Source organism: Henriciella mobilis, from assembly GCF_003576315.1.
Lineage (GTDB): Bacteria > Pseudomonadota > Alphaproteobacteria > Caulobacterales > Hyphomonadaceae > Henriciella > Henriciella mobilis.
The window spans coordinates 101,954-125,872 of record NZ_QWFZ01000006.1 but is presented as its reverse complement, the minus strand read 5'-3'; the positions used below and the strand labels follow the sequence as shown (position 1 = coordinate 125,872).

General features: G+C 62.8%; 28 protein-coding genes. 15 read left to right on the top strand and 13 right to left on the bottom strand.

Features of this window, described 5'->3' with window-relative positions; translation table 11 throughout:
- Positions 1 to 2 precede the first annotated feature (2 nt).
- Positions 3 to 461, top strand: coding sequence for a PaaI family thioesterase (locus D1227_RS05620; RefSeq protein ID WP_119374603.1), 459 nt, complete (start codon positions 3 to 5; stop codon positions 459 to 461).
- 200 nt (positions 462 to 661) lie between these two features.
- On the top strand, positions 662 to 1,135 hold the full coding sequence (locus D1227_RS05615) for an SET domain-containing protein (RefSeq protein WP_119404142.1): 474 nt from the start codon (positions 662 to 664) through the stop codon (positions 1,133 to 1,135).
- On the opposite strand, the gene D1227_RS05610 is transcribed toward D1227_RS05615, so the two are convergent.
- The 4 genes from D1227_RS05610 to hemH form a co-directional block, all read right to left on the bottom strand.
- Positions 1,132 to 1,554, bottom strand: a complete 423-nt coding sequence (locus D1227_RS05610; RefSeq protein ID WP_119374601.1) for an MAPEG family protein — start codon at positions 1,552 to 1,554, stop codon at positions 1,132 to 1,134. The genes D1227_RS05615 and D1227_RS05610 overlap by 4 nt on opposite strands.
- An 84-nt stretch (positions 1,555 to 1,638) precedes the next feature.
- On the bottom strand, positions 1,639 to 1,995 hold the full coding sequence (locus tag D1227_RS05605) for a RusA family crossover junction endodeoxyribonuclease (RefSeq protein WP_119404141.1): 357 nt from the start codon (positions 1,993 to 1,995) through the stop codon (positions 1,639 to 1,641).
- A 7-nt stretch (positions 1,996 to 2,002) separates the two neighbouring features.
- Entirely contained in the window at positions 2,003 to 2,317 is a 315-nt protein-coding gene (locus D1227_RS05600) for a hypothetical protein (protein WP_119404140.1), read from the bottom strand.
- 48 nt (positions 2,318 to 2,365) lie between these two features.
- Positions 2,366 to 3,436: a ferrochelatase gene (hemH, locus tag D1227_RS05595; protein ID WP_233349799.1), complete on the bottom strand. Its 1,071-nt coding sequence runs from the start codon at positions 3,434 to 3,436 to the stop codon at positions 2,366 to 2,368.
- A gap of 125 nt (positions 3,437 to 3,561) precedes the next feature.
- Between hemH and D1227_RS05590 the strand changes: the two genes are divergently transcribed.
- From D1227_RS05590 to D1227_RS05550, 9 genes are all read left to right on the top strand, one after another.
- The gene (locus D1227_RS05590; protein WP_119404139.1) at positions 3,562 to 3,990 is read left to right on the top strand and encodes a hypothetical protein; all 429 of its coding nucleotides are present in this window, start codon (positions 3,562 to 3,564) and stop codon (positions 3,988 to 3,990) included.
- A 92-nt stretch (positions 3,991 to 4,082) separates the two neighbouring features.
- Complete coding sequence (gene fumC, locus D1227_RS05585) at positions 4,083 to 5,492, top strand: class II fumarate hydratase (RefSeq protein ID WP_119404138.1); 1,410 nt, start codon at positions 4,083 to 4,085, stop codon at positions 5,490 to 5,492.
- Between the two features lie 225 nt (positions 5,493 to 5,717).
- Entirely contained in the window at positions 5,718 to 5,954 is a 237-nt protein-coding gene (locus tag D1227_RS05580; protein WP_119404137.1) for a type II toxin-antitoxin system CcdA family antitoxin, read from the top strand.
- A complete protein-coding gene (locus D1227_RS05575) occupies positions 5,951 to 6,247 on the top strand; it encodes a CcdB family protein (protein WP_158586570.1) in 297 nt (98 codons plus the stop codon). The genes D1227_RS05580 and D1227_RS05575 overlap by 4 nt, the downstream gene beginning before the upstream one ends.
- 7 nt (positions 6,248 to 6,254) lie before the next feature.
- Positions 6,255 to 6,716, top strand: a complete 462-nt coding sequence (locus tag D1227_RS05570; protein ID WP_119404135.1) for a hypothetical protein — start codon at positions 6,255 to 6,257, stop codon at positions 6,714 to 6,716.
- A gap of 112 nt (positions 6,717 to 6,828) precedes the next feature.
- A complete protein-coding gene (locus D1227_RS05565; protein ID WP_119404134.1) occupies positions 6,829 to 7,638 on the top strand; it encodes an SDR family oxidoreductase in 810 nt (269 codons plus the stop codon).
- 113 nt (positions 7,639 to 7,751) lie between these two features.
- On the top strand, positions 7,752 to 9,392 hold the full coding sequence (locus tag D1227_RS05560) for a SulP family inorganic anion transporter (RefSeq protein ID WP_119404133.1): 1,641 nt from the start codon (positions 7,752 to 7,754) through the stop codon (positions 9,390 to 9,392).
- A gap of 82 nt (positions 9,393 to 9,474) precedes the next feature.
- Positions 9,475 to 9,771, top strand: a complete 297-nt coding sequence (locus D1227_RS05555; protein ID WP_119374593.1) for an aspartate decarboxylase — start codon at positions 9,475 to 9,477, stop codon at positions 9,769 to 9,771.
- 9 nt (positions 9,772 to 9,780) lie between these two features.
- Positions 9,781 to 9,960, top strand: coding sequence for a DUF4169 family protein (locus D1227_RS05550; RefSeq protein WP_119374592.1), 180 nt, complete (start codon positions 9,781 to 9,783; stop codon positions 9,958 to 9,960).
- A 187-nt stretch (positions 9,961 to 10,147) separates the two neighbouring features.
- Here D1227_RS05550 and D1227_RS05545 read toward each other — a convergent pair whose 3' ends face one another.
- Positions 10,148 to 11,260 (bottom strand): hypothetical protein, encoded by a 1,113-nt coding sequence (locus D1227_RS05545; RefSeq protein ID WP_119374591.1) that lies wholly within the window; start codon positions 11,258 to 11,260, stop codon positions 10,148 to 10,150.
- A gap of 153 nt (positions 11,261 to 11,413) precedes the next feature.
- Between D1227_RS05545 and D1227_RS05540 the strand changes: the two genes are divergently transcribed.
- From D1227_RS05540 to D1227_RS05530, 3 genes are all read left to right on the top strand, one after another.
- Complete coding sequence (locus D1227_RS05540; protein WP_119404132.1) at positions 11,414 to 12,526, top strand: NADH:flavin oxidoreductase; 1,113 nt, start codon at positions 11,414 to 11,416, stop codon at positions 12,524 to 12,526.
- A gap of 65 nt (positions 12,527 to 12,591) precedes the next feature.
- Positions 12,592 to 13,128, top strand: a complete 537-nt coding sequence (locus D1227_RS05535; protein WP_158586569.1) for a nuclear transport factor 2 family protein — start codon at positions 12,592 to 12,594, stop codon at positions 13,126 to 13,128.
- A gap of 76 nt (positions 13,129 to 13,204) precedes the next feature.
- The gene (locus tag D1227_RS05530) at positions 13,205 to 14,017 is read left to right on the top strand and encodes an enoyl-CoA hydratase/isomerase family protein (protein ID WP_119404130.1); all 813 of its coding nucleotides are present in this window, start codon (positions 13,205 to 13,207) and stop codon (positions 14,015 to 14,017) included.
- On the opposite strand, the gene D1227_RS05525 is transcribed toward D1227_RS05530, so the two are convergent.
- The 5 genes from D1227_RS05525 to D1227_RS05505 all read right to left on the bottom strand — a co-directional run bounded on the left by D1227_RS05525 (position 14,014) and on the right by D1227_RS05505 (position 18,420).
- On the bottom strand, positions 14,014 to 16,002 hold the full coding sequence (locus tag D1227_RS05525; protein WP_119404129.1) for a thiamine pyrophosphate-dependent enzyme: 1,989 nt from the start codon (positions 16,000 to 16,002) through the stop codon (positions 14,014 to 14,016). The two genes, D1227_RS05530 and D1227_RS05525, sit on opposite strands and share 4 nt — an antisense overlap.
- 205 nt (positions 16,003 to 16,207) lie before the next feature.
- On the bottom strand, positions 16,208 to 16,759 hold the full coding sequence (locus D1227_RS05520) for a DUF5655 domain-containing protein (protein WP_233349801.1): 552 nt from the start codon (positions 16,757 to 16,759) through the stop codon (positions 16,208 to 16,210).
- 12 nt (positions 16,760 to 16,771) lie between these two features.
- The gene (locus D1227_RS05515) at positions 16,772 to 17,323 is read right to left on the bottom strand and encodes an SRPBCC domain-containing protein (protein WP_158586568.1); all 552 of its coding nucleotides are present in this window, start codon (positions 17,321 to 17,323) and stop codon (positions 16,772 to 16,774) included.
- Positions 17,316 to 17,675 (bottom strand): ArsR/SmtB family transcription factor, encoded by a 360-nt coding sequence (locus D1227_RS05510; RefSeq protein ID WP_119404127.1) that lies wholly within the window; start codon positions 17,673 to 17,675, stop codon positions 17,316 to 17,318. Before D1227_RS05510 ends, D1227_RS05515 begins: the two co-directional genes overlap by 8 nt.
- Positions 17,676 to 17,763: 88 nt before the next feature.
- Positions 17,764 to 18,420, bottom strand: coding sequence for a hypothetical protein (locus D1227_RS05505; RefSeq protein ID WP_119404126.1), 657 nt, complete (start codon positions 18,418 to 18,420; stop codon positions 17,764 to 17,766).
- 166 nt (positions 18,421 to 18,586) lie between these two features.
- On the opposite strand from D1227_RS05505, the gene D1227_RS05500 reads away from it, so the two are divergent.
- Positions 18,587 to 20,929 (top strand): UvrD-helicase domain-containing protein, encoded by a 2,343-nt coding sequence (locus D1227_RS05500; protein ID WP_119404300.1) that lies wholly within the window; start codon positions 18,587 to 18,589, stop codon positions 20,927 to 20,929.
- A gap of 184 nt (positions 20,930 to 21,113) precedes the next feature.
- On the opposite strand, the gene D1227_RS05495 is transcribed toward D1227_RS05500, so the two are convergent.
- The 3 genes from D1227_RS05495 to D1227_RS05485 form a co-directional block, all read right to left on the bottom strand.
- Entirely contained in the window at positions 21,114 to 21,464 is a 351-nt protein-coding gene (locus tag D1227_RS05495; protein ID WP_119404125.1) for a GIY-YIG nuclease family protein, read from the bottom strand.
- A gap of 59 nt (positions 21,465 to 21,523) precedes the next feature.
- Positions 21,524 to 22,579 carry a sterol desaturase family protein gene (locus D1227_RS05490; RefSeq protein ID WP_158586567.1) on the bottom strand — a complete coding sequence of 352 codons (1,056 nt, stop codon included), beginning with the start codon at positions 22,577 to 22,579 and terminating at the stop codon, positions 21,524 to 21,526.
- 191 nt (positions 22,580 to 22,770) lie between these two features.
- Positions 22,771 to 23,883, bottom strand: a complete 1,113-nt coding sequence (locus D1227_RS05485) for an MORN repeat-containing protein (RefSeq protein ID WP_158586566.1) — start codon at positions 23,881 to 23,883, stop codon at positions 22,771 to 22,773.
- Positions 23,884 to 23,919 lie beyond the last annotated feature (36 nt).

Below are 23,919 nucleotides of genomic sequence, written 5' to 3'. Positions count from 1 at the left end.
TCTTGGCAGAGACCCGTCAGGAAAAGCCGCGCCTCAGCGACGCCGAGATGCTGGCGCGTTTCCAGAACTCAAAGAAGCGTCCGGCCTGTTCGGATACGCTTGGCATGCACCTTGTCGAGGTGAACCAGGACGAGCAGCGTATCGTCGTCGATTTCGTGGCCGATGAGAGCTTCGCCAATCCGACCGGCGCCATCCAGGGTGGCTTTATCGCAGCGATGCTCGACGAAGCGATTTCGACCGCCATCATCATTGCCTCCAACGTTACCATGACGGCCCCGACGCTGGAGATGAAAGTCTCCTACCTCGCCCCGCTCTTCGTCGGGCCGGCGCGGGTCGAGGCGCAAATCCTGAAATTCGGCAAGACCGTCTGCTTTTCCGAAGCCCGCTGCCTGAACCCGGACGGCAAGCTCGTCGCCACCGCCACCGCGACGGCGGCCCCGAAACCGTTCAGGCGGTTCTGAACGCGACCAGCCCGTTTGCTCTCCCACCGAAGGCCAAGCCGCAGGAACGCGGTGCATTTTTCCTGAAGCGGCCCTCTCCAAACATTTAACTTGAATATTCCTGAATAGAGAGCATCTAGCTCAATTGCGCGACGCCAGCGCGGGCAAAACCCTGATCCACTTCCGGGCGGCGACCCGGCCTTTCAGGAGCCTGCCCGGCCATGATGCTGGTGCCCTGCTACCTCGCCGCCTCCGAAATCGAAGGCCTCGGCGTTTACGCCCGTGAATCCATCAAACGCGGCCAGCTCATCTGGCGCTTCGACCCGCGCATCGACCGGATGATCTCGCTCGACAGCTTTTCCGATTCCGATGAGCGGCTGTCGGATTTCCTGAAGCGCTACACCTACATCCCGCCCTATGACACCTCCGTCTGCATCCTGGACGGCGATGAAGGGCGCTACATGAACCATAGCGAGACGCCGAATACCGACTTCTCCGGCATTGATGCTGGCTATGCCCTGATGGACATCCCGGCGGGTGTCGAGCTGACCTGCGACTATCGCGAATTCGACACCACGGCGCATGTGATGATGGCCTCGATCAGCCCGCTCGGCCGCCAGCTGCCTGCCGACATGATCGCACCGTCAAACACGAATGGCGCAGGCCCGCTCCAGACCCGCATCCGCCTTTCCTAAAGGCCCGTTGCTGCGATCACATAGAGCTCGATCAGGATACCGACGAGCGAGACGGCCCAGATCAGGGTGCGGACGGTTGGAATGCCGAGAAGGTAGGCCGGCGCATAGGCGAGGCGTGCCCAGAAGAACAGCGCTGCGCCGGTTTTGCTAAGGTCGGAGTTCAGGCCGCTCATCTCAATGATGAGGATGGCAAACCCGAACAGGGCGAGCCCTTCCATATGGTTCTGCACGGTCCGCTTGGCCCGGCCGGCAAAAAGATCGTCCTTGGCGGGCACGTCGCGCGGGCCGAGCCCCCATCGCAATCCGTTGGCAAGAACCGTCGTTACCGACTGCACGAACAGGACAACCAGCAGGATCACGACCGATCCGAACAGGTACATCATTTCCTGAGAGATCATAACTGGCTCTGTCGACGACATGGCGAAAGCCCTCCCCTTATTTGTCGTAACGCAGGATAGTCTTTCGCAGCCGCCTTTCCAGAACTTTCAGAAAGAGCCGTAAATTCAATCCATTGCTTCGACGCGCATATAGATGCCCTCGCGATCGCCGACGCGGCGCTCGACCAGCAGGCGGGCAACCTGGTGGTCGTCGGCAAAGGCATTGCCCGTCACGCTGTCGAGCAGCGCCTTGGCGAGATTGTCCAGATCCATCCAGGGCGGATCGCCGGTATATTCCATGACGATGTGGACGGCATAGTCGCCATAGCCCGGGCGCAGCGGGGTGAAGTCCTTACGGAAGAACTCCTTCAGCAGCGGCTTGTAGTATTTCGCCTGCGTCGTCAGGCCGAAACAGCGCACCTCCAGCGCGCCATCCTCAGTGATGCGCGCGCGAACCTTGCCGTTCTTGATCCAGCCGTCCAAATCCGCCTCAGGCCTTGTCTGTCAGGTCGCGTTCGCGGATACGGGCGTCCACGGCTTCCTTGGACTGCTTGAGGCCGAGGCCGGTGGCCCCTCGCATGATGCGGATCGCCTCGATTTTCCTGCGCGCATCGATCGCCGCGTCGATCTGCATCTTCTGGTTTGCTGTCAGCGATCGGGTGGCCCGGGCGATGTCAGCCTGCTCCTGCGCCCTGTCCGGCGCAGGCCCGCCCGAAGCTTTGCCGAACCAGTAGGCGACCAGCGCCACGGCGGCGAGCGTGATCAGGACCGGCGTCTGCGCGATGGTTTCGAAATAGGCGTCCATGCTGTCATCCTAGCGCAAGGCGCGTTGTGCCGGAACCTCCCGCGCCGTTCAGGCCTGGTCGATCCACCCGGCCAGCTGCTGCTTGACCAGCGTTTCCAGCAAGTCGATCGCCCGCTCGCTGTCATTCAGGCACGGCACGATCGAATAGTGCGTCCCGCCAGCCTCCATGAACTGGTCGCGGCCTTCCATGGCGATCTCTTCGAGCGTTTCCAGGCAGTCCGAAATGAAGGCCGGAGAGACTACGACGAGTTTCTTCACGCCCTCTTCCGGCAGCGCTTCCAGCGTCTTGTCGGTATAGGGCTGGAGCCAGGCCTGCGGGCCGAACCGGCTCTGGAAGGTTGTCATCGCGAACCCGTCTTCCCAGCCCAGCGCCTCGGCGACCAGGCGCGTCGTCTTGTGGCAGTGGCAATGATACGGGTCGCCCTTGTCGAAATAGGATTTCGGGATGCCATGATAGCTCATCAGCACCCGGTCTGGCGTAAAGTCGAGCCCGTCCAGGTGATCCTTGATCGAGCCAGCCAGCGCCTTGATGTAAGCCGGATGGTCATGGAACGCGTCGGCTGTGCGCAGGGCCGGCTGCCAGCGCAGTTTCTTCAAGGCATCGAAGGTGCGGTCATAGACACTGGCCGTCGTCGTGGCCGAGTATTGCGGATAGAGCGCCAGCACCATGATCCGCGTACAGCCCTCGCGCACCAGCCGGTCGACCTTGGAGGCGATGGAGGGATTGCCGTAATTCATGGCGAAGTCGACAAGCAGCTGCTCGCTGCCGATCCGCTCGGCAAGCTTCTTCGCCTGAGCGCGGGTATAGACCAGCAGCGGCGAGCCATCCTCCATCCAGATCTTCTTGTAGGCTGCACCCGATTTGGATGGGCGAAAGGTCAGGATCGGGCCTTGCAGGATCGGCTGCCAGAGAAGCGGGTTGAGTTCGATCACGCGGCGGTCGGACAGGAATTCCGACAGGTAGCGGCGCATCGACGCGTAATCGGTGCCATCCGGCGTGCCGAGATTGACAAGCAGCACGCCCGTCTTGCCTCCGGATACGGCCGGGTGACCATTCGGGGCATGAACGGGCACGCTTCCGCCCATATTGTCGCTCGCGTCCGGCATAGTATCTGTCATCCTGTCGGCTGGTTCCGCCCAATAGATAGAGCGTGCGGGCACGAGACAAGGGAGAAGGGCTGCGGCTCTTGCACATGGCGGCGAATTGCTGCGACAAGCGGAAGCCAGCAAACCCCGGAGGCGGTATGTATCCTTTGCGCGCAGCAGCGCTCACACTTGCCATGGCAGCCTGGCTGGGTGCCTGCGGGCCGTCCGGTGACATCACGGGCTACGAGACGGGCGACACCGTCATGGAGACCTGCGCCGAGGCCGATCTCGCCTTTGCCCCGGACAGCGCGATGCTAACCGAAGAGGCCGAACAGGCCCTGTTCAGCGTGGTCGACCGGATCGGGACCGATTGCGATGGCGCGAGCCTCGAGATCATCGCCTTTGCGCAGCAGGCCGGGGACCAGATCGCCTATGCCCGCACCTCGACGGTCGAGCACGCCATTGTCAGCAATTACGACATTTACGACAGCCGCATCGCCAAGGAAACGCGCGAAGCGCCGAACCTGGCGCTTGCCGACCATGTGCGCGTACTGGTCCGGGTGGAAGTGCCTGTCGTCGACGAATAGGCGACCGCGCAAAGGCCGCATTTGCGCTGCTCTGCCCGCATGCTAAAGCGCGCACAAGAAACGAATTCTACCGAACATGAAGGAGCCGACCAATGGGCATTTTTGGCGACAAGGAGCCGAAGCCTCGCATTGAAACCGACACGATGGGCGAGATCGAGGTCGCGGGCGACAAGTATTGGGGTGCGCAGGCTGAGCGCTCGCTTGGCAACTTCAAGATCGGCTGGGAAAAGCAGCCCGAGCCCGTCGTCCGCGCGCTCGGCATCGTCAAGAAGGCCGCCGCCCAGGCGAACATGGAACTCGGCAAGCTCGACCCGAAGCTTGGCGAAGCGATCATCCAGGCCGCCGAGGAAGTTATCGAAGGCAAGCTGACCGACCACTTCCCGCTGGTGGTCTGGCAGACGGGCTCGGGCACCCAGTCGAACATGAACGCCAATGAGGTGATCTCCAATCGCGCCATCGAGATCCTCGGCGGAGAGCTTGGCACCAAGAAGCCGGTGCACCCGAACGATCACTGCAACATGTCGCAAAGCTCGAACGATACGTTCCCGACCGCGATGCACATTGCCTGCGCCGAAGAGGTCACCCACCGGCTGGTTCCGGCCCTGAAGAAGCTGCACGGCGCGCTCGACCAGAAGGCGAAGGCATGGGCCGACATCATCAAGATCGGCCGCACCCACACCCAGGACGCAACGCCGGTCACGCTCGGCCAGGAATTCTCCGGCTATGCCCAGCAGCTCGCCAATGGCATCGAGCGGATCGAACTGACCCTGCCGAAGCTGATGGAGCTGGCCCAGGGCGGCACGGCGGTCGGCACGGGCCTCGCCTCGCCGGTCGGCTTCGACGACCTGGTGGCGAAGAAGATTGCCGCGATCACGGGCCTCGATTTCAAGACCGCGCCGAACAAGTTCGAGGCGCTGGCCGCCCATGACGCCATGGTCTTCACGCATGGCGCCATCGCGACGGTCGCCATGTCCTGCTTCAAGATCGCGAACGATATCCGTTTCCTCGGCTCCGGCCCGCGCTCCGGACTTGGAGAGCTGGCCCTGCCGGAAAACGAGCCAGGCAGCTCGATCATGCCGGGCAAGGTCAACCCGACCCAGTGCGAGGCGCTCACGCAGGTCTGCGCCCACATCCACGGCAACAATGCCGCTATTGGGTTTGCAGGCTCACAGGGCCATTTCGAGCTCAACGTCTTCAACCCGATGATGGCCTACAATTTCCTGCAGTCGGTCCGCCTGCTCGCAGACGCTGCCGTCAGCTTCACCGACAATTGCGTCGTCGGCATCGAACCGCGCCTCGACAATATCGAGCGAGGCCTCAAGAACTCACTGATGCTGGTCACGCCGCTGAAGGAAAAGTACGGCTATGACCGCGCCGCCAAGATCGCCAAGACCGCCCACAAGAACGGCACAACGCTGAAGGAAGAAGCCATCAAGGACGGCATCCCCGAAGAGGATTTCGACGCGATTGTCGACCCGTCGAAGATGATCTCGCCGGGGTGATTTCAGTTTGACATCATCTACGAGATTACGTAATTTCCGTAGATGATGTCTCCGGAGAACCTTCGCGACGCCATTAGGGCCTCGAAACAGCCGGTTTCGGGAATCGCAGAGAGCGCCGGCCTTGCACCGACAACGCTATATAGTTTCATGTCGGGAGCGACAGGCAGTCTGCGGGCATCAGCGCATGCTGCTGTCGAAAAGGTCCTGTCGAGCCGAGCTCGGGGAATGGCGGAAGATCGCGCCACCTTTGGGCGGGATACGCTAGATCTCCATCCCGCCCTCCTCGAAGAAGCCGCGTCCTACGGCCTCGACCCCGCCGAAATCGCCCGCGCCGCGGTCGAGCGGGCGGTCAAAACCGAGCGCATGAAACGCTTCTCCGAAGAAAATCGGGAAGCGATCGAGAGCTGGAATGACCTCGTGGACCGCGAAGGGCTCTGGTCCGATGGGCTGCGGGCCTTTTGAGCCACCTGGCCGTTTTCCATATCGGTGAGGGGCGCCCGCCCGTCGTGGTCCTTCAATACCCCGGAATCGACACAGGCGACTTTGTCCTCGCCGCGCCGCTTTATCCAGCCTCAGCCGCCAAGCCGATCGAGGTCATAACGCCTCGCGTCAATCTGAACGGCGAGGCCTTCCTTGTTGGCATCCATCTGATGGCAAGCATCAGGGCAAGGGCGCTCGAAACACAGATTGGCTCATTGCTCGATGATGAGTACGCCATTCAGCGCGCGCTCTCCCGACTCTTCTTCGGGACCTAGGGCCCGGATGAAGCAGCTTGCCGCATTCGCCAAGAAATTTCGAAACAAACGTCAGAGCGCGGTCAGCTGCTGGCTGGGCGATATCGGCGCCGTAGGCCCGTCAGAGCGTGTGGTGGAAATCGCCCGCAAGGCTGGCTACTCGCCGCAGTCCATTGAGGATTTCTTCCAGATCAGCCGCCGGACAGCCGCGCGCGTTCTGGCCTATGTGCAGAAGGAGTCGCTGGCCTATGGCGAGCGCCGCTACCGCGAAGGCCTTGCCCGCGAAATGGATGCCATGCTCGGCGAGCTGGGACCGGACGCGCAGTTCTGGTCCAATTCGCGCCACAGCGATTTCGAGGCGCACACGCCTGCCTTCACGCCCGATAATGCCTGGATGTGGATCGGGCTAACGGACTCCACATTCGATACCGGCATCATCGCCTTCAATGAAACAACCGGCTTCATCTTCTGGATCGAGGAGAAGGATTAGCCGTCCCTTGAACCTCAGTCCTGCTGATCGTCCGCGAAAATTTTTTGGGTTGCCCATGCGTCACCGCACCGCCTAAACGCTTCACCAGTGAAACAAAAGCGGAGGACGCGCCATGAGCAATGATTTCAGCAATCTCTTCTCGGTGAGGGGCAAGACAGTCGTCATCACGGGCGGATCGCGGGGGATCGGTGAGATGCTCGCGGCCGGATACCTCGCCAATGGTGCGAAGGTGATCATCTCCTCGCGAAAGGAGAAGGCCTGCGAGGAAACCGTCGAACGTCTCAAGGGCGAGTATGGCGGCGAGATCTATGCGATCCCGTCAGATGTCGGGCAAATGGTCGGCATCCAGCACCTGGCCGACGAGATCGCCAAGCGCGAGGACAAGGTCGATGTCCTGATCAACAATGCAGGCGTCGCCTGGGGCGCGACGCTGGAAGAGTTCCCGGAAAGCGGCTGGGACAAGGTGATGGACGTGAATGTCAAAGGCATCTTCTTCCTGTTCCAGAAACTGGTCCCGCTCCTGCGCAAATCCGCCAGCGCAGACGACCCGGCCCGCGTGATCAACATCGCCTCGATCGACGGCATGCACACCTCGCCCTTCAGCGGCTATGCCTATGGCACGTCCAAGGCGGCGGTGATCCACCTCACCCGCTTCATGGCGGCCCAGCATGTCGGCGAGCATATCCTCGTCAACGGCATTGCGCCCGGTCCCTTCCCGACCTGGATGCTGTCGACCGGGGTCGGCTTTGGCGGCAAGACCGAAGGCGTCGACTGGGATTCCGTCGCAGAGCGCAATCCCTCGGGACGCGTGGGCACACCGCAGGATATTGCCGGCCTTGCCATGTTCCTGTCGTCCCGTGCCGGCGCCTACATTTCCGGCCACACCATTCCGTGTGACGGCGGCATCGTCGCCTCTAGTTAGGCGGCACCAGAAAGAAAATTCAGTCATTTTGGCGGTCCTCGTGTTGCACCGCAGCATGAAGACCGCCATAGCGGCTCAATCAATTATCCTCTCAGCAGACTGAAGCCCTCCCCGTGACAAGCAAATCCTCATTCGCTGCTTTTGCAGATCGCCTTGGCGCGCAGAATTTTTCGCAGGCGAACCTCGCCAAGTTCACGCCCGGCCGGATCAAGACCGAGCTGCTGGCGGGTCTCACCGTGGCGCTGGCGCTCGTGCCGGAAGCGGTGGCCTTCGCCTTCGTGGCTGGCGTGCACCCGCTTGTCGGGCTCTATGCGGCCTTCATTGTCGGGCTGATCACGGCGGCCATCGGCGGACGGCCCGGCATGATCTCCGGGGCAACCGGAGCGCTGGCCGTCGTCATGGTGTCGCTGGTCGCCCAGCATGGCGTGGAATACCTGTTCGCAACGGTCGTTCTGATGGGCATCCTCCAGCTGGGCGCTGGCATCTTCAAGCTCGGCAAGTTCATCCGGCTTGTGCCACACCCGGTGATGCTCGGTTTCGTGAATGGCCTCGCCATCGTGATCTTCCTGGCCCAGCTGAGCCAGTTCCAGGTGCCCGGCACGGCCGAAGCCTCCGGCCATGGCATGGCGGGCGGGGAATGGATGACGGGCCTGCCGCTTATCCTGATGCTCGGCCTCGTCGCGCTGACCATGGCAATCATCTGGGGCATGCCGAAGCTCACCAAAGCCGTACCCGCTCCGCTGGCCGGCATCGCGATCGTGGCCGGCATCGTCATCGCTTTCGGCCTCGAAGTGCCACGCGTGGGTGACCTGGCGTCCATCGAGGGCGGATTGCCGGCCTTCCACATTCCGATGGTGCCGCTCAATCTCGAAACGCTGGAAATCATCTTCCCCTACGCGCTGATCCTGGCCGCCATCGGCCTCATCGAAAGCCTTCTGACGCTGAACCTGGTCGGCGAGATGACCAACAGGCGCGGCGGCGCGAGCCAGGAATGCATCGCGCAGGGCACCGCCAACCTCGTCACCGGCTTCTTCGGCGGCATGGGCGGCTGCGCGATGATCGGCCAGTCGATGATCAATGTGAAATCGGGCGGGCGCACACGCCTGTCCGGCCTGTCGGCGGCGCTTTTCCTGCTTGCCTTCATCATGGTCGGCTCCAGCCTCATCGAGCAGATTCCGCTGGCGGCGCTGGTCGGGGTCATGTTCATGGTCGTGATCGGCACCTTCGCATGGAACAGCCTGCGCATCATGACGCGCATTCCGCTGACCGATGCGCTCGTCATCGTTCTGGTGACCGGCGTGACGGTCGCCTACGACCTCGCCACCGCCGTCGTCGTCGGCGTGATCGTCTCGGCGCTCGCCTATGCCTGGAGCAATGCGCGGCGCATCCGCATCATCGAGCGCGACTCGATCCGCACGCCCGGCGCGCATGTCTACGAGATCGAGGGCCCGCTCTTCTTCGGCTCGACCGACGGCTTTGCCGAGCTGTTCCACCCGGAGACCGACCCGGACATTGTCATCGTCGACTTCATGCGCTCGCGCGTGGTCGACCAGTCGGCCCTGCAGGCCATCGAGGACCTGGCCGCGAAGTACGAAGCGCTCGGCAAGACGCTGCGCCTGCGTCACCTCTCGCGCGACTGCCACAAGCTGCTCAACCGGGCCGGCCAGCTCATGGTCGATAGCGACGATGACCCGGACTATGGTCTCGCCGTGGATTATTCGGTCCGCACCGGCGCCTTCGGCAGCGGGCACTAAGTGATCCCCCTCAGGTGACGCCGCGCGCGAGTCTATCTAGGCTTTCGGTCAGCAAACATCCTGATTCGAAAGGCTGATCCCCATGTCCAAGGCGCCCATCGGCTCGAAAGCCAATCCGTCCGAATTCGACGTCATCGAGAAACTGGCAGAAGACGAACCATACTTCGTGATCCGAGCGCATGACCCGCTCTCCTCCGCACTGGTCGAGCTGCATGCCTATATCGGCGCCGGACAGGCCGGTGCTGCGCACAACAAGCTGGCCGAGATCATGGCGCTGACATCGGCCCGTGCCCCGAGGCCGGCCTCCAGCCCGAAATACCGTGAGACCTTCGCCATTTCGCTCGCCATGGAGCAGTGGCGCGACACGCACGAGGACTGAGGGTCCAGCGTGAGCGACCAGCCGATCAATCTCAACAAGGCCCGCAAGGCAAAGGCCAAAGCCCGCAAGGAGCAGCAGGCCGTCGAGAACCGGGCAAAATTCGGCCGCACCAAGGCGGAGCGGCAGGCCGAGACGGCGCGTCTGGAAAAGCTGCGCAAGGAAATAGACGCGGCGAAGCGGGAAACCTGATCGGGTCTGCCGCGTTCAACTCCTGATCATGACCGGCGCCAACGCGGACCGGTCCTGCCCAGGAGGACAATCGACATAACCAGGATTGCTGTCCGCGCCGGTATCGTCACAGCCTGTTTTTTCGCGGCCGCCTGTGCCGGCTATGCGATGGCCGTGACCGGGCTCAGCGGCTAGGCCGCCCGAACGACTAGCTGCCGGCCTCGTCGTCGGCCGGGGCGCCGTCCAACTCGCCCTCCGGCAGCTCGCCCCCCGGCAGGCTCTCGCCGCCCGGCACAGGCTGCCAGCCACGGTCGGGCTCGGTCAGCCGGTCGATGAGCTGCAGGCCGGTGCGGTAGTAGGACATACGCGACAGCGCCTTGCGGAACGGTTCGTCCGGCTGGCCCGTACCGGATATCGCTGCCGACTGCTCGGCCGCCTCGGCATACATGCCGTGAGCCGCGACAAAGTCGCCCCGCGCCTCAAGACAGGCGCCGAGATTGTGCGACACGGCTGGCGAGTCGGGATATTCAGCCTTCATGTCCTCCCAGACATAACAGGAGAAATCCGGTGATTTCGGCCCGGCTTTCACGGCCTGCTCGAAGCGCGGATCGGCCCGCACGACCGGGTCGATCGCTTCTTCGACGAACACGGCGCGCCGTGTCGTATTGCTGGGCGCAATGTCACCGCGCACTTCGTAAATCGTGTCGGCCAGCGCATCGAGGACCATGCCGCGAGGCGGCGACACACCGCCCAGCAGACCGTAGAGATACCCGCCGCCGCCAGCATGGCTGCCGCGCCGCCCATGCCAGTAGCCTTCATCGCAGCTCTCATTCGACGCGTCGCCAAAATAGGTTTCCTGGAACAGGATCTGCCCGGTGCCATACTCGATCAGACGCGGGGTGACGGAGACCTGCAGGTCCTCGCGAAGGCAGATTTCCTCGACCTCCGCACGATGTTCGCAGTCGAACAGCCCGTCCCACTCGACGCATTTCGTGACCCATTGGGAGTATTCCTCGGCGCGATAATCGACAATGTCGATGCGCCCTTCATAGATCCCCGCCCGCTGGCCATCGGGGACATAGCCATCGCTATAACGCGCCATGCGGAACCAGGGCTTGCCGTCAAAGGTCGCGCTGGCCAGCATTTCCTCGAAGCGTCCAGCATACCAGTTTCCGCCCGGTCCATCGAAGCGGCCGACATCCACCGTGCGCGTCTCGACAGCAGCGGTGTTCGGCGGGACGACGCGCGCGGCGTAATCGATCCCCGGCGTCGAACAGGCCGCAAGGCCAGCCAGTGCCAGAAGCCCCGTAATGCGAATCATAAGCGTCCTCCCGGAAACCTGCATGGATGACAGGGAGTTTAGGAACACTCAAGTGAATGCGTACTGAACACATCGCGCGGGTTTTGGTCATTGAACCGGCGCGGGCTTTGACCCAGATACTTGCCTGGTGAAATAAATCTCTGGAGGGATCCGATGTCCGCTGCTGCCCCGCTCTTCGAACCGTTCAAGCTGAAAGGCCTTGAGCTGCCCAACCGTATCGTCATGGCGCCGATGACGCGCGGGTTCAGCCCGAACGGCATTCCGACCGACGATGTCGCCGCTTACTACGCCCGACGGGCGGGCGCCGATGTCGGTCTGATCCTGTCGGAAGGCACGCTCATCCCGCGCAAGGGCGCTTCCGACAATCCGAACTATCCCCTCTTCCATACCGACGCCGCGCTCGCCGGCTGGAAAAAGGTCATCGATGCGGTGCATGACGAAGGCGGCAAGATGGGCCCGCAGATCTGGCACCAGGGCATGATGCGCAAGGCCGGCACCGGGCACTATCCCGATGCGCCGACCGACAGCCCCTCCGGCGTGACCCACAAGGGCAAGCAGATCTTCGAGGAACCCTCCGAGGAAGATGTCGCCGATATGGTCTCGGCCTATGCCGCGGCTGCAGCCAGCGCAAAGGACCTCGGCTTCGACACGGTCGAGATCCACGGCGCGCATGGCTATCTGATCGACGAATTCTTCTGGGACGTGATGAACAAGCGCGAGGACAAGTATGGCGGCAGCCTGGTCGACCGCGCGACCTTTGCCGGCGAGATCATCTCCGAAGTGAAGAAGGCCGTTGGGCCCGACATGCCGGTCATCCTGCGCTTCTCGCAGTGGAAGCAACAGGACTACAGCGCGAAGCTCGCGCAGACGCCGCAGGAATTCGAAGCCTTCCTCAAGGTCTTTGCCGATGCCGGTGTCGACATGCTGCACGCCAGCCAGCGCCGCTTCTGGGAAGCCGAATTCCCTGAGGTCGATGGCGAGAACGGCCTCAACTGCGCAGGCTGGGCCAAGAAGCTCACCGGCCTGCCGACGATCACGGTCGGCTCGGTTGGCCTGTCGGGTGAGTTCATCGGCGGCATGCGCGGCGAAGCCTCCAAGACCCGCCCGCTCACCGATGTCATCGAACGTCTCGAGAAAGGCGAATTCGACCTCGTCGCCGTCGGCCGCGCCCTGCTGCAGGATCCGTTCTGGGCGCAGAAGGTCAAGGAAGGGCGCACCGACGAGCTGGAAGGCTACGACGCAAAGGCCATGGCAACGCTTTACTAGGGCCTTGCTTGACGGCCGGCGGCAAACATGTGCCCACTCCACATTCCATTATGGGGGGAGTGATCATGAAACGCATATTTGCCGTCGCCGTCATCGGCCTTGCCGTCGCCTGCAGCGCGCCAGCCTCTACAGACGAGACCGCTGAAACACCGCCAACACCGGCGGAGTCCGAAACGGACGCCGTTGAAACGCCAGACGCGCCGACCTCTCCGGTCAACCTTGTCATGGGCGTCTACAATGCGTTCGAATATGGCGACATTGAAGGCGTGACGGCGAACTTCGCCCTTGGCATCGTCTGGAACGAGGCCGAAAACAGCCCCTATGCCGACCAGAACCCGTATGAGGGTGCAGACGAGATCGTAAATGGTGTCTTCGCCCGGATCGGCGGCGAATGGGATTACTTCTCTGCCACACCGAGCGAATACATCGCGGACGGCGACAAGGTCGCCGCGATAGGCCGCTACAGGGCGAAGCATACGGCCACGGGCAAGGAGATGGACATTCCCTTCGTCCATGTCTGGACCGTCGAAGACGGCGCTATCACAGCTTTCCAGCAATACACCGACACGCTGACCCACACTGAAGTGATGAAGGCGGACTAGCCTGTTCCCATTTTCCCCGTGACTGCCGCTGCGGCACGGGGATCATCCTCCCGGAAAACAGCCTTGGGAGGCCAGCTTGTCCTACGAACAGATTCGCGTCGAGAAGCAGAATTCTGTCTGCGTCATCACCCTCAACCGGCCCGAAAAGCTGAATGCCTGGACACCGCAGATGAGCCGCGAGCTCGGTCAGGCCATCACGGCCGCAAATGAGGATGACGACATCGGCGCCATCGTCATGACCGGCGAAGGCCGCGGTTTCTGCGCCGGCGCCGACATGAGTTACTTCCAGAACAATATCGACGCCTCCGATAACAAGGCGCACAAGCGCGATGGCGGGATCGACTGGATCACTTTGATCCGCTCGTCAAAGCCCTGCATCGCCGCCGTGAACGGACCCGCCTTCGGAATCGGCGTGACCCAGATCCTGCCCTTCGACATGATCGTCGCCTCCAGGGACGCGAAGTTCGGCTTCGTTTTCGTGAAGGTGGGCATCGTGCCGGAGCTTGCCAGTTCGCACTACCTGATGCAGCGCGTCGGCTGGGGCACGGCGCATGAGCTGATGCTGACGGCCCGGCCCGTTTCAGGCGAGGAAGCCGTGCGGATAAAGCTCGCTGACCGCCTGGCAGAGCCGGACACGCTGCTCGCCGATGCGGTGGAACTCGCCACCCAAATCGCCGAGAACCCGTCGCCCATGCTGCGCATGACGAAGGAATTGCTCACCGCCAATGCCTGCGAGACCGACCACGGGATGATGCAGCAGCGCGAGCATGAAAAGCTCGAACTATGCTACACCCTGCCCGAACACAAGGAAGCGGTCTCGGCCTTCATCGAGAAACGCAAGCCCAACTTCAAGGCGGCCCGTCACAAGGCGCAGGCACGGATCGACTAGAGAAGGTCCGGGTCGGTAATCACTTCAACGAGGCTCGGGCCATCATGCGCCAGGGCCTCGGCGAGATGCCGCTCCAGATCCTCGCGCGTCTTCACGATATGCCCCATGCCGCCGCAGGCGCGCGCGAAACCCGCAAAGGGTGGATTGACGAGCCCCGTCTGCCAGACCGGGAACTCACCGGCGCGTTGCTCTTTCGAGATCTTGCCGAGCTCCGAATTGTTCATCAGCACGTGGGTGATGTTCATCCCGTATTTGACCGCGGTGGTGAACTCCATGGCGTACTGGCCGAAGCCGCCATCGCCGCTCACCGAGATGACCTTGCGGCCCCTGAAAGCGTCGCGGTCCTGTGTGGCAGCCCATGCGCCCATGGCCGCCGGGAAACCGAAACCGATCGATCCGAGATAGCCTGACATCAGGATGCGCTGCGCGCCGGTCGGCTCGAAATAGCGCCCGAACGAATAGGTATTGTTGCCGACATCGACCGCGATGATCGCATCCGTCGGCGCAAGCCGCGTCAGGGCCGCGAACAGCGCGGCGGCTGGCAGCCCCCGGCCATTGTCTTCAGTCACGCGCGTGGTCTTCTCTTGGCGCCAAATCGCCCAACGCTCCCCGATCTCGCCTCGCTGGTCTGTCCCGGCGACTTGCAGGCTTTCGAGCGCGCCCTTCAGCTGCATGGCAGCAACGCCAACATCGCCCATGACCGGCAGGGTCACGGGGTGGCGCTTGGCGAGCATCATCGGGTCGCGGTCGATCTGGATGATAGGCTTGGAGGGTTCGATGCCGGTATGGTCGGAGAAGGACGCGCCGAGCACGATCAGCAGGTCTGCCTCGTTCATGAACCAGCTCGCGATCGGCGTGCCGGACCGGCCCATCACGCCGGCAGCCAGCGGATGGGCGTCCGCGATCAGTCCCTTGGCCTTGAAGGTGGTGGCAACCGGCGCGTTCAGCGCTTCGGCAAGGCCAGTCGCCGCCGCCACGCCGTCGCGCGCGCCATAGCCGAGAATGATCATCGGGCGCCGGGCGCTGGCAATCATCTCAGCGGCAGCCTTGAGATCTTCTTCAGGCGGCGCGACCGCCCGGTTCGCCATCCGCCCCTTCGGACCCTGCGCTTTCTGGGCATCGGTTGCCGGCAGGGTCTGCGTATTATCTGGCAGGACGAGGTGGCCGACACCCTGTTCGAGGATCGCTGTCTTGATTGCGCCGGTCATGAGCTGCGCATGGGCCGAGCCGGGGTGAACCGTCTGCGAATAGGCCGCGACCGCCTGGAAAGCGGCTTCAAGGTCGATATCCTGGAAGGCGTGCACGCCGATCACCTGCTCCTGGACCTGGCCCGTCAGAGCCAGCGCGGGCGCACTGTCGACCTTCGCGTCCCACATGCCGGTCAGCAGGTTCGTTGCGCCCGGTCCGGCAATGGTGAAGGCCGCGGCCGGAATGCCGGTCAGCTTGCCATAGGCGGAGGCCGCAAAAGCGGCAGCCCCTTCATGCCGGATGCCATAATAGTTGAGCTTGCCGGTTTCGGCCTGGACCCGCATCGCATCGGCAAAGCCGAGATTGGAATGACCGACCATGCCGAACACGCTGGTCACGCCCCAGTTCACCATCGTCTCGACCATCACGTCGGAGACGGTACGCGGGCGCTCTGGTGCGGGTGGCAGGCCGACATAGACGCCATCCTCGCGCATCTCGACCGGAAAGGTCTCCTGCCCTGAATCCTCATGCCCGCCCGGCGGCTTGCCAGTCAGCGGGTCGAAATCCCAGCCATGCCAGGGGCAGCGCAGCCAGCATTTGCCGTCGACGCCCTTTTCGATGGAGCCTTCTCCGAGCGGCCCGCCCTGGTGCGGGCAGTGATTGTCCATGGCGGCGTACTGCCCGTCGAAATGGACAATAGCGAGCGACCGCCCGCCGGCAGAGGCCGACTTGACCCGGGCCTCGGCCAGCTCATCCAGTTCGGCGACCTTGTGCCAGTCCAGTGTCTCGCCGCTCATCCCGCCACCCTCGCTTCGCCAATGTGCGAAGGAAGATAGACCATCGGATGAGACGCGCCAGATTTATCGCCCTCCGGCACCGGAATAACATCTATCGCATTCGCACAGCGCGCCACCCTGACCCTCCCCGCGAGCGGGGAGGAAACGCGGGTTGCAAACATGGCGCATCCTTCTCCCTCCTCTGGGGAGGATCGGGGCGGGGCCTCTAAGCCTTTTCGTAGGCCGCTTTCAGCCAGGCTTTCACCTCGTCATCGACCTCTTCCACGGCAAGCAGTTTCATCTTGTGGGTGCACATGGAGCCGGGTTTTTCTTCTGCCAGCCTCAGCGTGCCGGCCTCCCCCTTGAGATTGAGGCCCAGATCGACCCGCGACTTCGTCGCCGGCGTAACGACCGCGAAATTCTTCGACCGGCGGAAGGCGACCGATGTCTTCTTCGGCGAGATCTCGACATCATCGCCGAGGGTCTTCGCATAGGCCTCCAGCGCGTCGTAGATCGGTTTCAGCTGCTCCTTGCCCTTGTACTGGCCCGCCAGCATGTCGCCTTCGTCGGCCTCGAAGCGGCCCTTGGCGGCCTGGCAAACCATGTTGGCATGGCCGTGCCCGAAGCCGTGCTTCTCTTTCAGAAACTTGACCTGCTCGCCATGCTTTTCGAGCCCGGTCGACTGGACGACCTTGATCCAGTGCGAGAGCGGCTTGCCGGTCTTTGCTTCCATGCCGGCAATGTGGCTTGCGAGTATCTCTTCCTGTGTCTTCGCCATATCCTGTCCTCCCTATTCGCGCCCAAGCGGCCAGTTTTCGATCCGGCATTTTTTCGGCGTCATCATTCCCATGAGCGGCCCGAGCGTCATCACCATGCGGCCAGAGAAGCCCGGCTTCCCGGTCTCGACAAGTGTCTTGAGATTGGAGGTGATGAAGGTCCCGCCCTGCGCCATGGACTTTTCGGTCTTCGAGCCGGCTGGCACGCCCGTTGTGATGAGCGAGAATTCGACGCCGTCCGGCGTTTCCTTAAGGTCGTAGGTGACCGTGCAATGTTCATCGTCCCACTGGGTGAACTTGAAGGTATGGGCATAGCGATGCGGCGGGGAAAACTCGGTCACCTCGCCGACCACGCTCGCAAACTTCCGGTTCGGGGTAACCATGCGCATGCGCTTGCCAGCAGCGAGTTGGCCGCCTTCAACCTCGCACACCGCGCCGAAAAAGAAGGGCAGCACATCGTCCGTCTTCACCAGCGTGTTCCACACGGTCTCGATCGGCGCCTTGATCAGCACCTTGTAGACCTGCCTGTCCCCGGCCGCGCCTGCAGCCTTTTCCTGCTCACTCATTGTCATCGTCCCCCTGGTCTTGCCGGACCGCTGCTTCGGCCATGGCCTTGATGGATGTGAGCCGCCCGGCGAACGGCTCGCTATAGGCGTCCAGCCACCGGTCCTGGATCATCCGGATGGGGACGGCATTGAGATAGAGATGACGCGTTCGGCCCTTCTTCTCGCTGGTGACGAGCCCGGCCTGCTCCAGCACGGAGAGGTGGTTCATCACCGCGATGCGGCTGACATCGAATTCCTGCGCCAGCGCGCCGACAGAGCAGCCGGGCTTGGCCTTCAGGATATCCAGCATCTTCCGCCGGCTCTCATGCGAGAGCGCCCGGAAGACCGCGGACATGTCATCATCTGTAAGCATGTAATTACATATTTACATATTTGGATGTGAGTCAAGCCGCTTATTGGAAATACACGCGCTCAATTGGATTGATCGGCGGTCGTGCGCCCTAACCCGCAGGCGGCAGGGTCAGATTGTGCTTGCCCATGATCACCTCGTTACGGAAGGTGGTGCACTCGGCCGCTGACGGCGCTTCGCCGAGATAGCCCTGCGACTGCCGCTCGATGTCGTCCATCATGGTCTCGAACTGGTTGGCCCGCTGCAGGGCATTCATGGCGATCTGGCCGGTCATGCCCTGGACCATGATCTCGGCAGGATTGGTCGATATCGGTTTCTCAAATGCCGATAGGTCGTACTCGGGCGGCTCATCCTGGGCAATCTCGCGCAGCGGGCCGGTCTTGCCGAAATTGGTGTTGCGATAGGTCTCGCTGGCTTTCAGGTAATGCGCCGAGGGCCCGACATTTGCGCAGTGCCGCAGCGTACGCAGGACCATGTCATAGCGGCGCAGCTCGGCCAGGGCTGAGAAGCCCGGCGCGGTCGCAGCGACCCTTTCAGGTGCAGGTGCCGGCGCACTCACAACAGCGGCAGCGGGCTGCTCGGCGATCATGACCGGCTTGTCTGCCCCGCCCATTGGCATCACGCCAAGCGCCAGTCCGGCGGCGATCCCGGCGACAGGCAGGACTGCCACGGCAGCCCAGAACCAGGCGCCGCTGCGCTGCCTTGCCTGCGAGCTCTTCACAAGCGCTTCGCGATCAAACCCTTCCATGACGGCGTCTCCGGCTGGCTTTCAGATCCATGCCCTTATCGCCGATCATTCCTGTAATCCGGTTAAACCCGGGGGTGAATTTGCGACAAGATCCGCTGCAGGCCGCCCGGAAAGAAGCAACCGCCGTGCGCAGTCTGCCCCTGCCAAGGCGGCAGACTCCTGCTATATGTTCGCCATGAGTTCTTCTGCGAATCGCCGCCCGTCCATCTCGGAAATGGCCGCTGCCCGCGCGCCGGTGCCTGATACCAATGCGGCCTATCTGGACGGCCTCAACCCCGAACAGCGCGAAGCGGTCGAGACGACCGATGGCCCGCTGCTCGTGCTGGCTGGCGCCGGGACGGGCAAGACGCGCGTTCTGACGACGCGGCTAGCCCATATCATCGCAACGAAACTCGCCTGGCCGAGCCAGACCCTGACCGTCACCTTCACCAACAAGGCCGCGCGCGAGATGCGCGAACGCGCGCTGCAGCTGATCGGCGATGCGGGCGAGGGGCTGCGCTGGCTTGGCACCTTCCACTCGATCAGCGCGCAGATCCTGCGCCGCCATGCCGAGCTGGCCGGCCTGAAATCCACCTTCACCATCCTCGACAGCGACGATGCCATCCGCCTCTGCAAGCAGGTGATCGAGGCTGAAGGCATCGACACCAAGCGCTGGACGCCGCGCCACCTCGCCAATCTCATCGATGGCTGGAAGAACCGCGCGCTGACGCCCGGCAAGGTGCCGCAGGACGAGGCGTGGAACTTCGCCGACGGCAAGGCGATCAAGCTCTATGAGATTTACCAGTCGCGCCTGAAGGTTCTGAACGCCTGCGACTTCGGGGACCTCTTGATCCACAACATCACCATCTTCCAGGAAAACCCGGACCTGCTGGCCGACTATCACGCCAAGTTCAAATATATCCTCGTCGACGAGTATCAGGACACGAACGTCGCCCAGTATCTCTGGCTGCGCCTCCTGGCGCGCGGCACCGGCAATATCTGCTGCGTCGGCGATGACGACCAGTCGATCTATGGCTGGCGCGGGGCAGAGGTGGACAACATCCTGCGCTTCGAGAAGGATTTTCCGGGCGCCAAGGTCATCCGGCTGGAGCGCAATTACCGCTCCACCGCGCACATCCTCGCCGCCGCCTCATCGGTCATCGCGCAGAACAAGGGCCGGCTCGGCAAGACGCTTTACGTTGGCGAGGAAACGGGCAGCGATCCGGATGCCGACCGGGTGAAAGTGCGCGGCCTCTGGGACGGCGAGGCCGAAGCGCGCCTCATCTGCGACGATATCGAATCCTATGTCGGCAAGGGCGGCGCATATGAGGACTGCGCCATCCTGGTGCGGGCCTCCTGGCAGATGCGCCTCTTCGAGGAACGCCTCATCATGCTGGGCATCCCGTACCGCGTGATCGGCGGCCCGCGCTTCTTCGAACGCGCCGAGATCCGCGATGCGCTCGCCTATCTGCGCCTCATCCGCTCGCCTGACGATGACCTCGCCTTCGAGCGGGTGGTGAACCAGCCCAAGCGCGGGGTGGGCGCTTCCTCCATCCAGAAGCTGCAAATGTTCGCGCGCGAGGATGGCCGCTCGCTCTTCACGCTGACGCCGATGGTGCTGCAGACCGACGAGATCAAGGGCCCGGCCAAGCGCGGCCTCACGACCTTCATCGACCAGATCAACATGTGGCGCGACCGGCTCAATAACGGCATGCCGCATCATGAGCTGGCGCAGGTCATCCTGGATGAGTCCGGCTATACTGACATGCTGCAGAAGGACCGCAGCCCGCAATCGCAGACCCGTCTCGACAACCTCAAGGAATTCATCCACGCGCTCGGCCAGTTCGACAGCCTCGCCGGCTTCCTCGAACATGTGGAGCTTGTCATGGATGTCGGCGGGCAGAGCTCGGGCAATGAGGTGCAGATCCTGACGCTGCACGCGGCCAAGGGGCTCGAATGGCCGATGGTCTTCCTGCCCGGCTGGGAGGAGGAAGTCTTCCCATCCCGCCGCTCGCTCGACGAGAGCGGGATGAAGGGCCTCGAGGAGGAGCGCCGCCTTGCCTATGTCGGCATTACCCGCGCGCGGGAGAAATGTTCGATCAGCTTCGTCGCCAACCGGATGATCTTCGGGCGCTGGCAGTCAGTGCTGCCGTCGCGCTTCGTCGACGAGCTGCCGCATGACCATGTCGAGGCGGTCAGCGAGACCGGCTATTCCACCATGCCCGGCGGCGAGACCGGCTTCCAGGGCACGATCGAGGACCTTGGCGAGCGCAGCTCCTACAACTCGCCCGGCTGGCGGCGCCTGAAGGAAAACGCGAAATCCGCCGGCAAGTCCGCCCCCATCATCGACGGCAAGGCCGAGCTGCTCGCAACCTCATCGGGCAAGTCAGGCTTCAAGGTCGGCCAGCGCGTCCACCACGAGAAATTCGGCTACGGCCAGGTGCTGGCGGCGGACGGGACAAAGCTGCAGGTCAACTTCGAGAAGGCCGGCCTGAAGAAAGTCATCTCGACCTTTGTTACGGGGGTTTAGAAGGCACATCTTCGGCCCGTTTGCCCTCTCATCCTTCGACTTCGCTCAGGAAGAAGGGGCATCGTGTGGATCGGTTGCAGCCTCGCCCCCCATAGCCCTCACCCTGAGCGAAGGCGAAGGGCGAGGGCCATCTGCCGGCGATACTCAACCCGCCCTCGTGGTTCGACTTCGCTCACCATGAGGGCTAGTCGCTGTGCGATTTTCCTCTCGGGAACCAGGCTTTGGATGGATCGGCGGGAGCGGATTTCGAAAGCGACAGCTGCTTCAGCGCCGCGACATCACCTCGGATCAGGGCCTCCTTCTTGGCGCGGGACCATTTCTTGATCTGCTGTTCGAAGGCGGCCGCTTCGTCCATCCTGTAGAACTGCGTCGACCAGACCAGTTCAACGGGGCGCCGCCGATAGGTCCATGCATCCTTTCGCAGGCCCGACTGATGCTCGCCAATCCGCGTCGCGAGGTCCCTGCCCCGATAGCGGCCGACATAATATTTCCCGTCAGCGCATTTCAGAATGTAGACGAACGCATCCCCGAGCATGCCGTCTCTTAGCCCTCATGGTGAGCGAAGTCGAACCACGAGGGCGCGCGAGGCCATGCCTATCCGGTCTGCAGTTCCCGGCCGGCTTCCGCCGCGGGCCCGGCGGCCTTCGCGTCGCCCGAAAGACCCCCCTGCGAAATTGGCCGCACGGGTGGCGGCAGGTCCGGGCGGCGGCCGATCAGGGTGCGGGCCATGCCGAAGACCGGGCGGACATACGCCCCGTACAGGCTGTGAAACAGGTCGTCCTCGGCGTCGCCGCGGCCGATGCCATAGCCGACAATCTCGCCCTGCGCGGGCTTGTAGGCCGTGCCGAAAATCCAGTCGAAGATGGACAGCTTGTTGCCCATATTCTTGTCCCAGTGGGCCTCGTCGATGCTGTGGTGGAGCTGGTGCATGTGCGGGCTCATCAGCACGCGGTCGGCCGCCCCGAAGCTGACCGGGAACTGGCTGTGGCGCAGCGCGTCGAGCACCAGCACCGTGCCGATGAAGTTCGCATTGGCCAGCATCAGGAAGAGTTCTGGCAGGTCAAAGCCGAAAAGATAGACGCCCACGCCCATCGGAATGGCGGTAAAGGCCCCGGCGGTGACCAGGTCGAACAGGTCACCCAGCGGGTGCATGCGCGCGGTGGTCAGCGGCGAGAGATAGGTCGCCGAATGGTGTACCTTGTGCAGCTCCCACAGGACGGGGATCTTGTGCTGCATGTAGTGGGTCAGGAAGTTCGAGAAGTCGGCGAACAGGAAGATCACGACCGACATGACGACGATAGTGACGAAACCCGCCTCGGCTGGCTCGACCGCGCCAAACAGTGCTGTCAGGCCGTCTGCAATCACCAGGCCGAGCCAGAGCTGCACGATGATCATTCCGGCCACGAGGAAGCCATGGGTGAGCTTCACGATGACATACATGGCAAGATCCGTCCGGCTCGACGCACCGGCAAAGCCCGGCTGGAAACAAGTCTTGAGAAATTCCCGCAGGCTGAGCGACTTGCCCATGCGCCGCCACTGCCAGATGAGTGAAATTACCGCCGCGCCGAAGAACACAGACAGCGTGATGAAAAACATCTTGTAACGAAGCACAAGCGCCCAGGCGTCGCCCAGGTCGAGCGGAATTGGCATGATTGTCCCCTGCCCCCTCATGGCCGGCGGCGCCCGACTCCCCCCGGAGACCAGCCACCCTCAAAATTCGGTCGAGGAACGCTTACGCAGGATTCAAGCCAGAATTGAATGAATCGGCGAGAATGCCCGTGCCGGCTGAGCGGGCGCGCTGTCCAGACGGCACGCAAGCGCCGGACGAGGCCGCATTCCGCCTAGTCGGCCCAGACGAAATTTTCATCCTCAACACGAACGGGACGCGGATCCTGGCCGACCAGCTGCAACGTGCCGAAAACCGGCTCATCATCGCTCCAGGTGCCGACAAAGATCCGTCCGTCAGAATACTTCTGGGTGCCCTGGCCAGCCCGCTGACTGTTGACCCAGTTGCCCTCATACCTTTGCCCGGACGGCCACGTCATCACGCCCTGCCCCATGCGCTTCCCGTCCACCCAGGCGCCGGTATAGACCATACCGGCCGTCCAGGTGTAGGTGCCCTGCCCGGTCCGCTTGCCGAGAATGTAGTCACCTTCATAGACATCGCCAGCATAGTCGCCTGAGCCCCAGGTATAGCGCCCCTTTCCATGCTTCTCGCCAGCCTGCCAGCTGCCGGTGTACACATCATTGTCGGCATAGGTCATCGTGCCTTGTCCGTGGCGCTTGTCATTGGCGTAATCGCCGACATAGACGTCGCCATCGGTATAGGTCTCTGTGCCGTAAGTGCGCGCGTCTTCTACCCAAGTACCCGTGAAGGTCATGCCATTGGTCCAGGTGTAGGTGCCTTCGCCATGGCGTTCGCCATTCAACCAGTCGCCATTGTAACTGTTGCCGCTGGTGTAGACGATCCGCCCCTTGCCGGAGCGGACCCAGCCATCCCAGTCGCCAGTGTAGGTCTGCCCGGATGCCCAGGTGTAGGTGCCCTTGACTGGCTTGTCGTCGGCATAGGTCCCGACCAGCGTATCGCCTTCATACTCGCCCGCGCCGAAAATATAGGTGCCCTGACCATCATACTTCCCGTCCTTGAACGCGCCGGTATAGCTGTCGCCATCGGGATAGGTCATCGTACCCTTGATGGGGGACCCCGCTTCGACCTGACCTGTGAACTTGGCGCCGTCGGCCTCGACATAGGAGCCCTGGCCCGTGGGCAGGCCGGCCTGAAAGTCACCGGTGTAGGTGACGACCAGCTCGCCATCCTTACGGTACTCGGCGGTGCCTCTTCCATTGGAACAATCGCCCGCTGTGCAGACCTTTGTCGATTGCGCCAGGGCAAGGCCTGGCAGGAATAAACCAGCCGCCAGCGTGGCGGACAAAATGCGCAAGGATGCCATCATCTTTTGCGTCCCCTGTTGATACCCGGCTTTATGGTT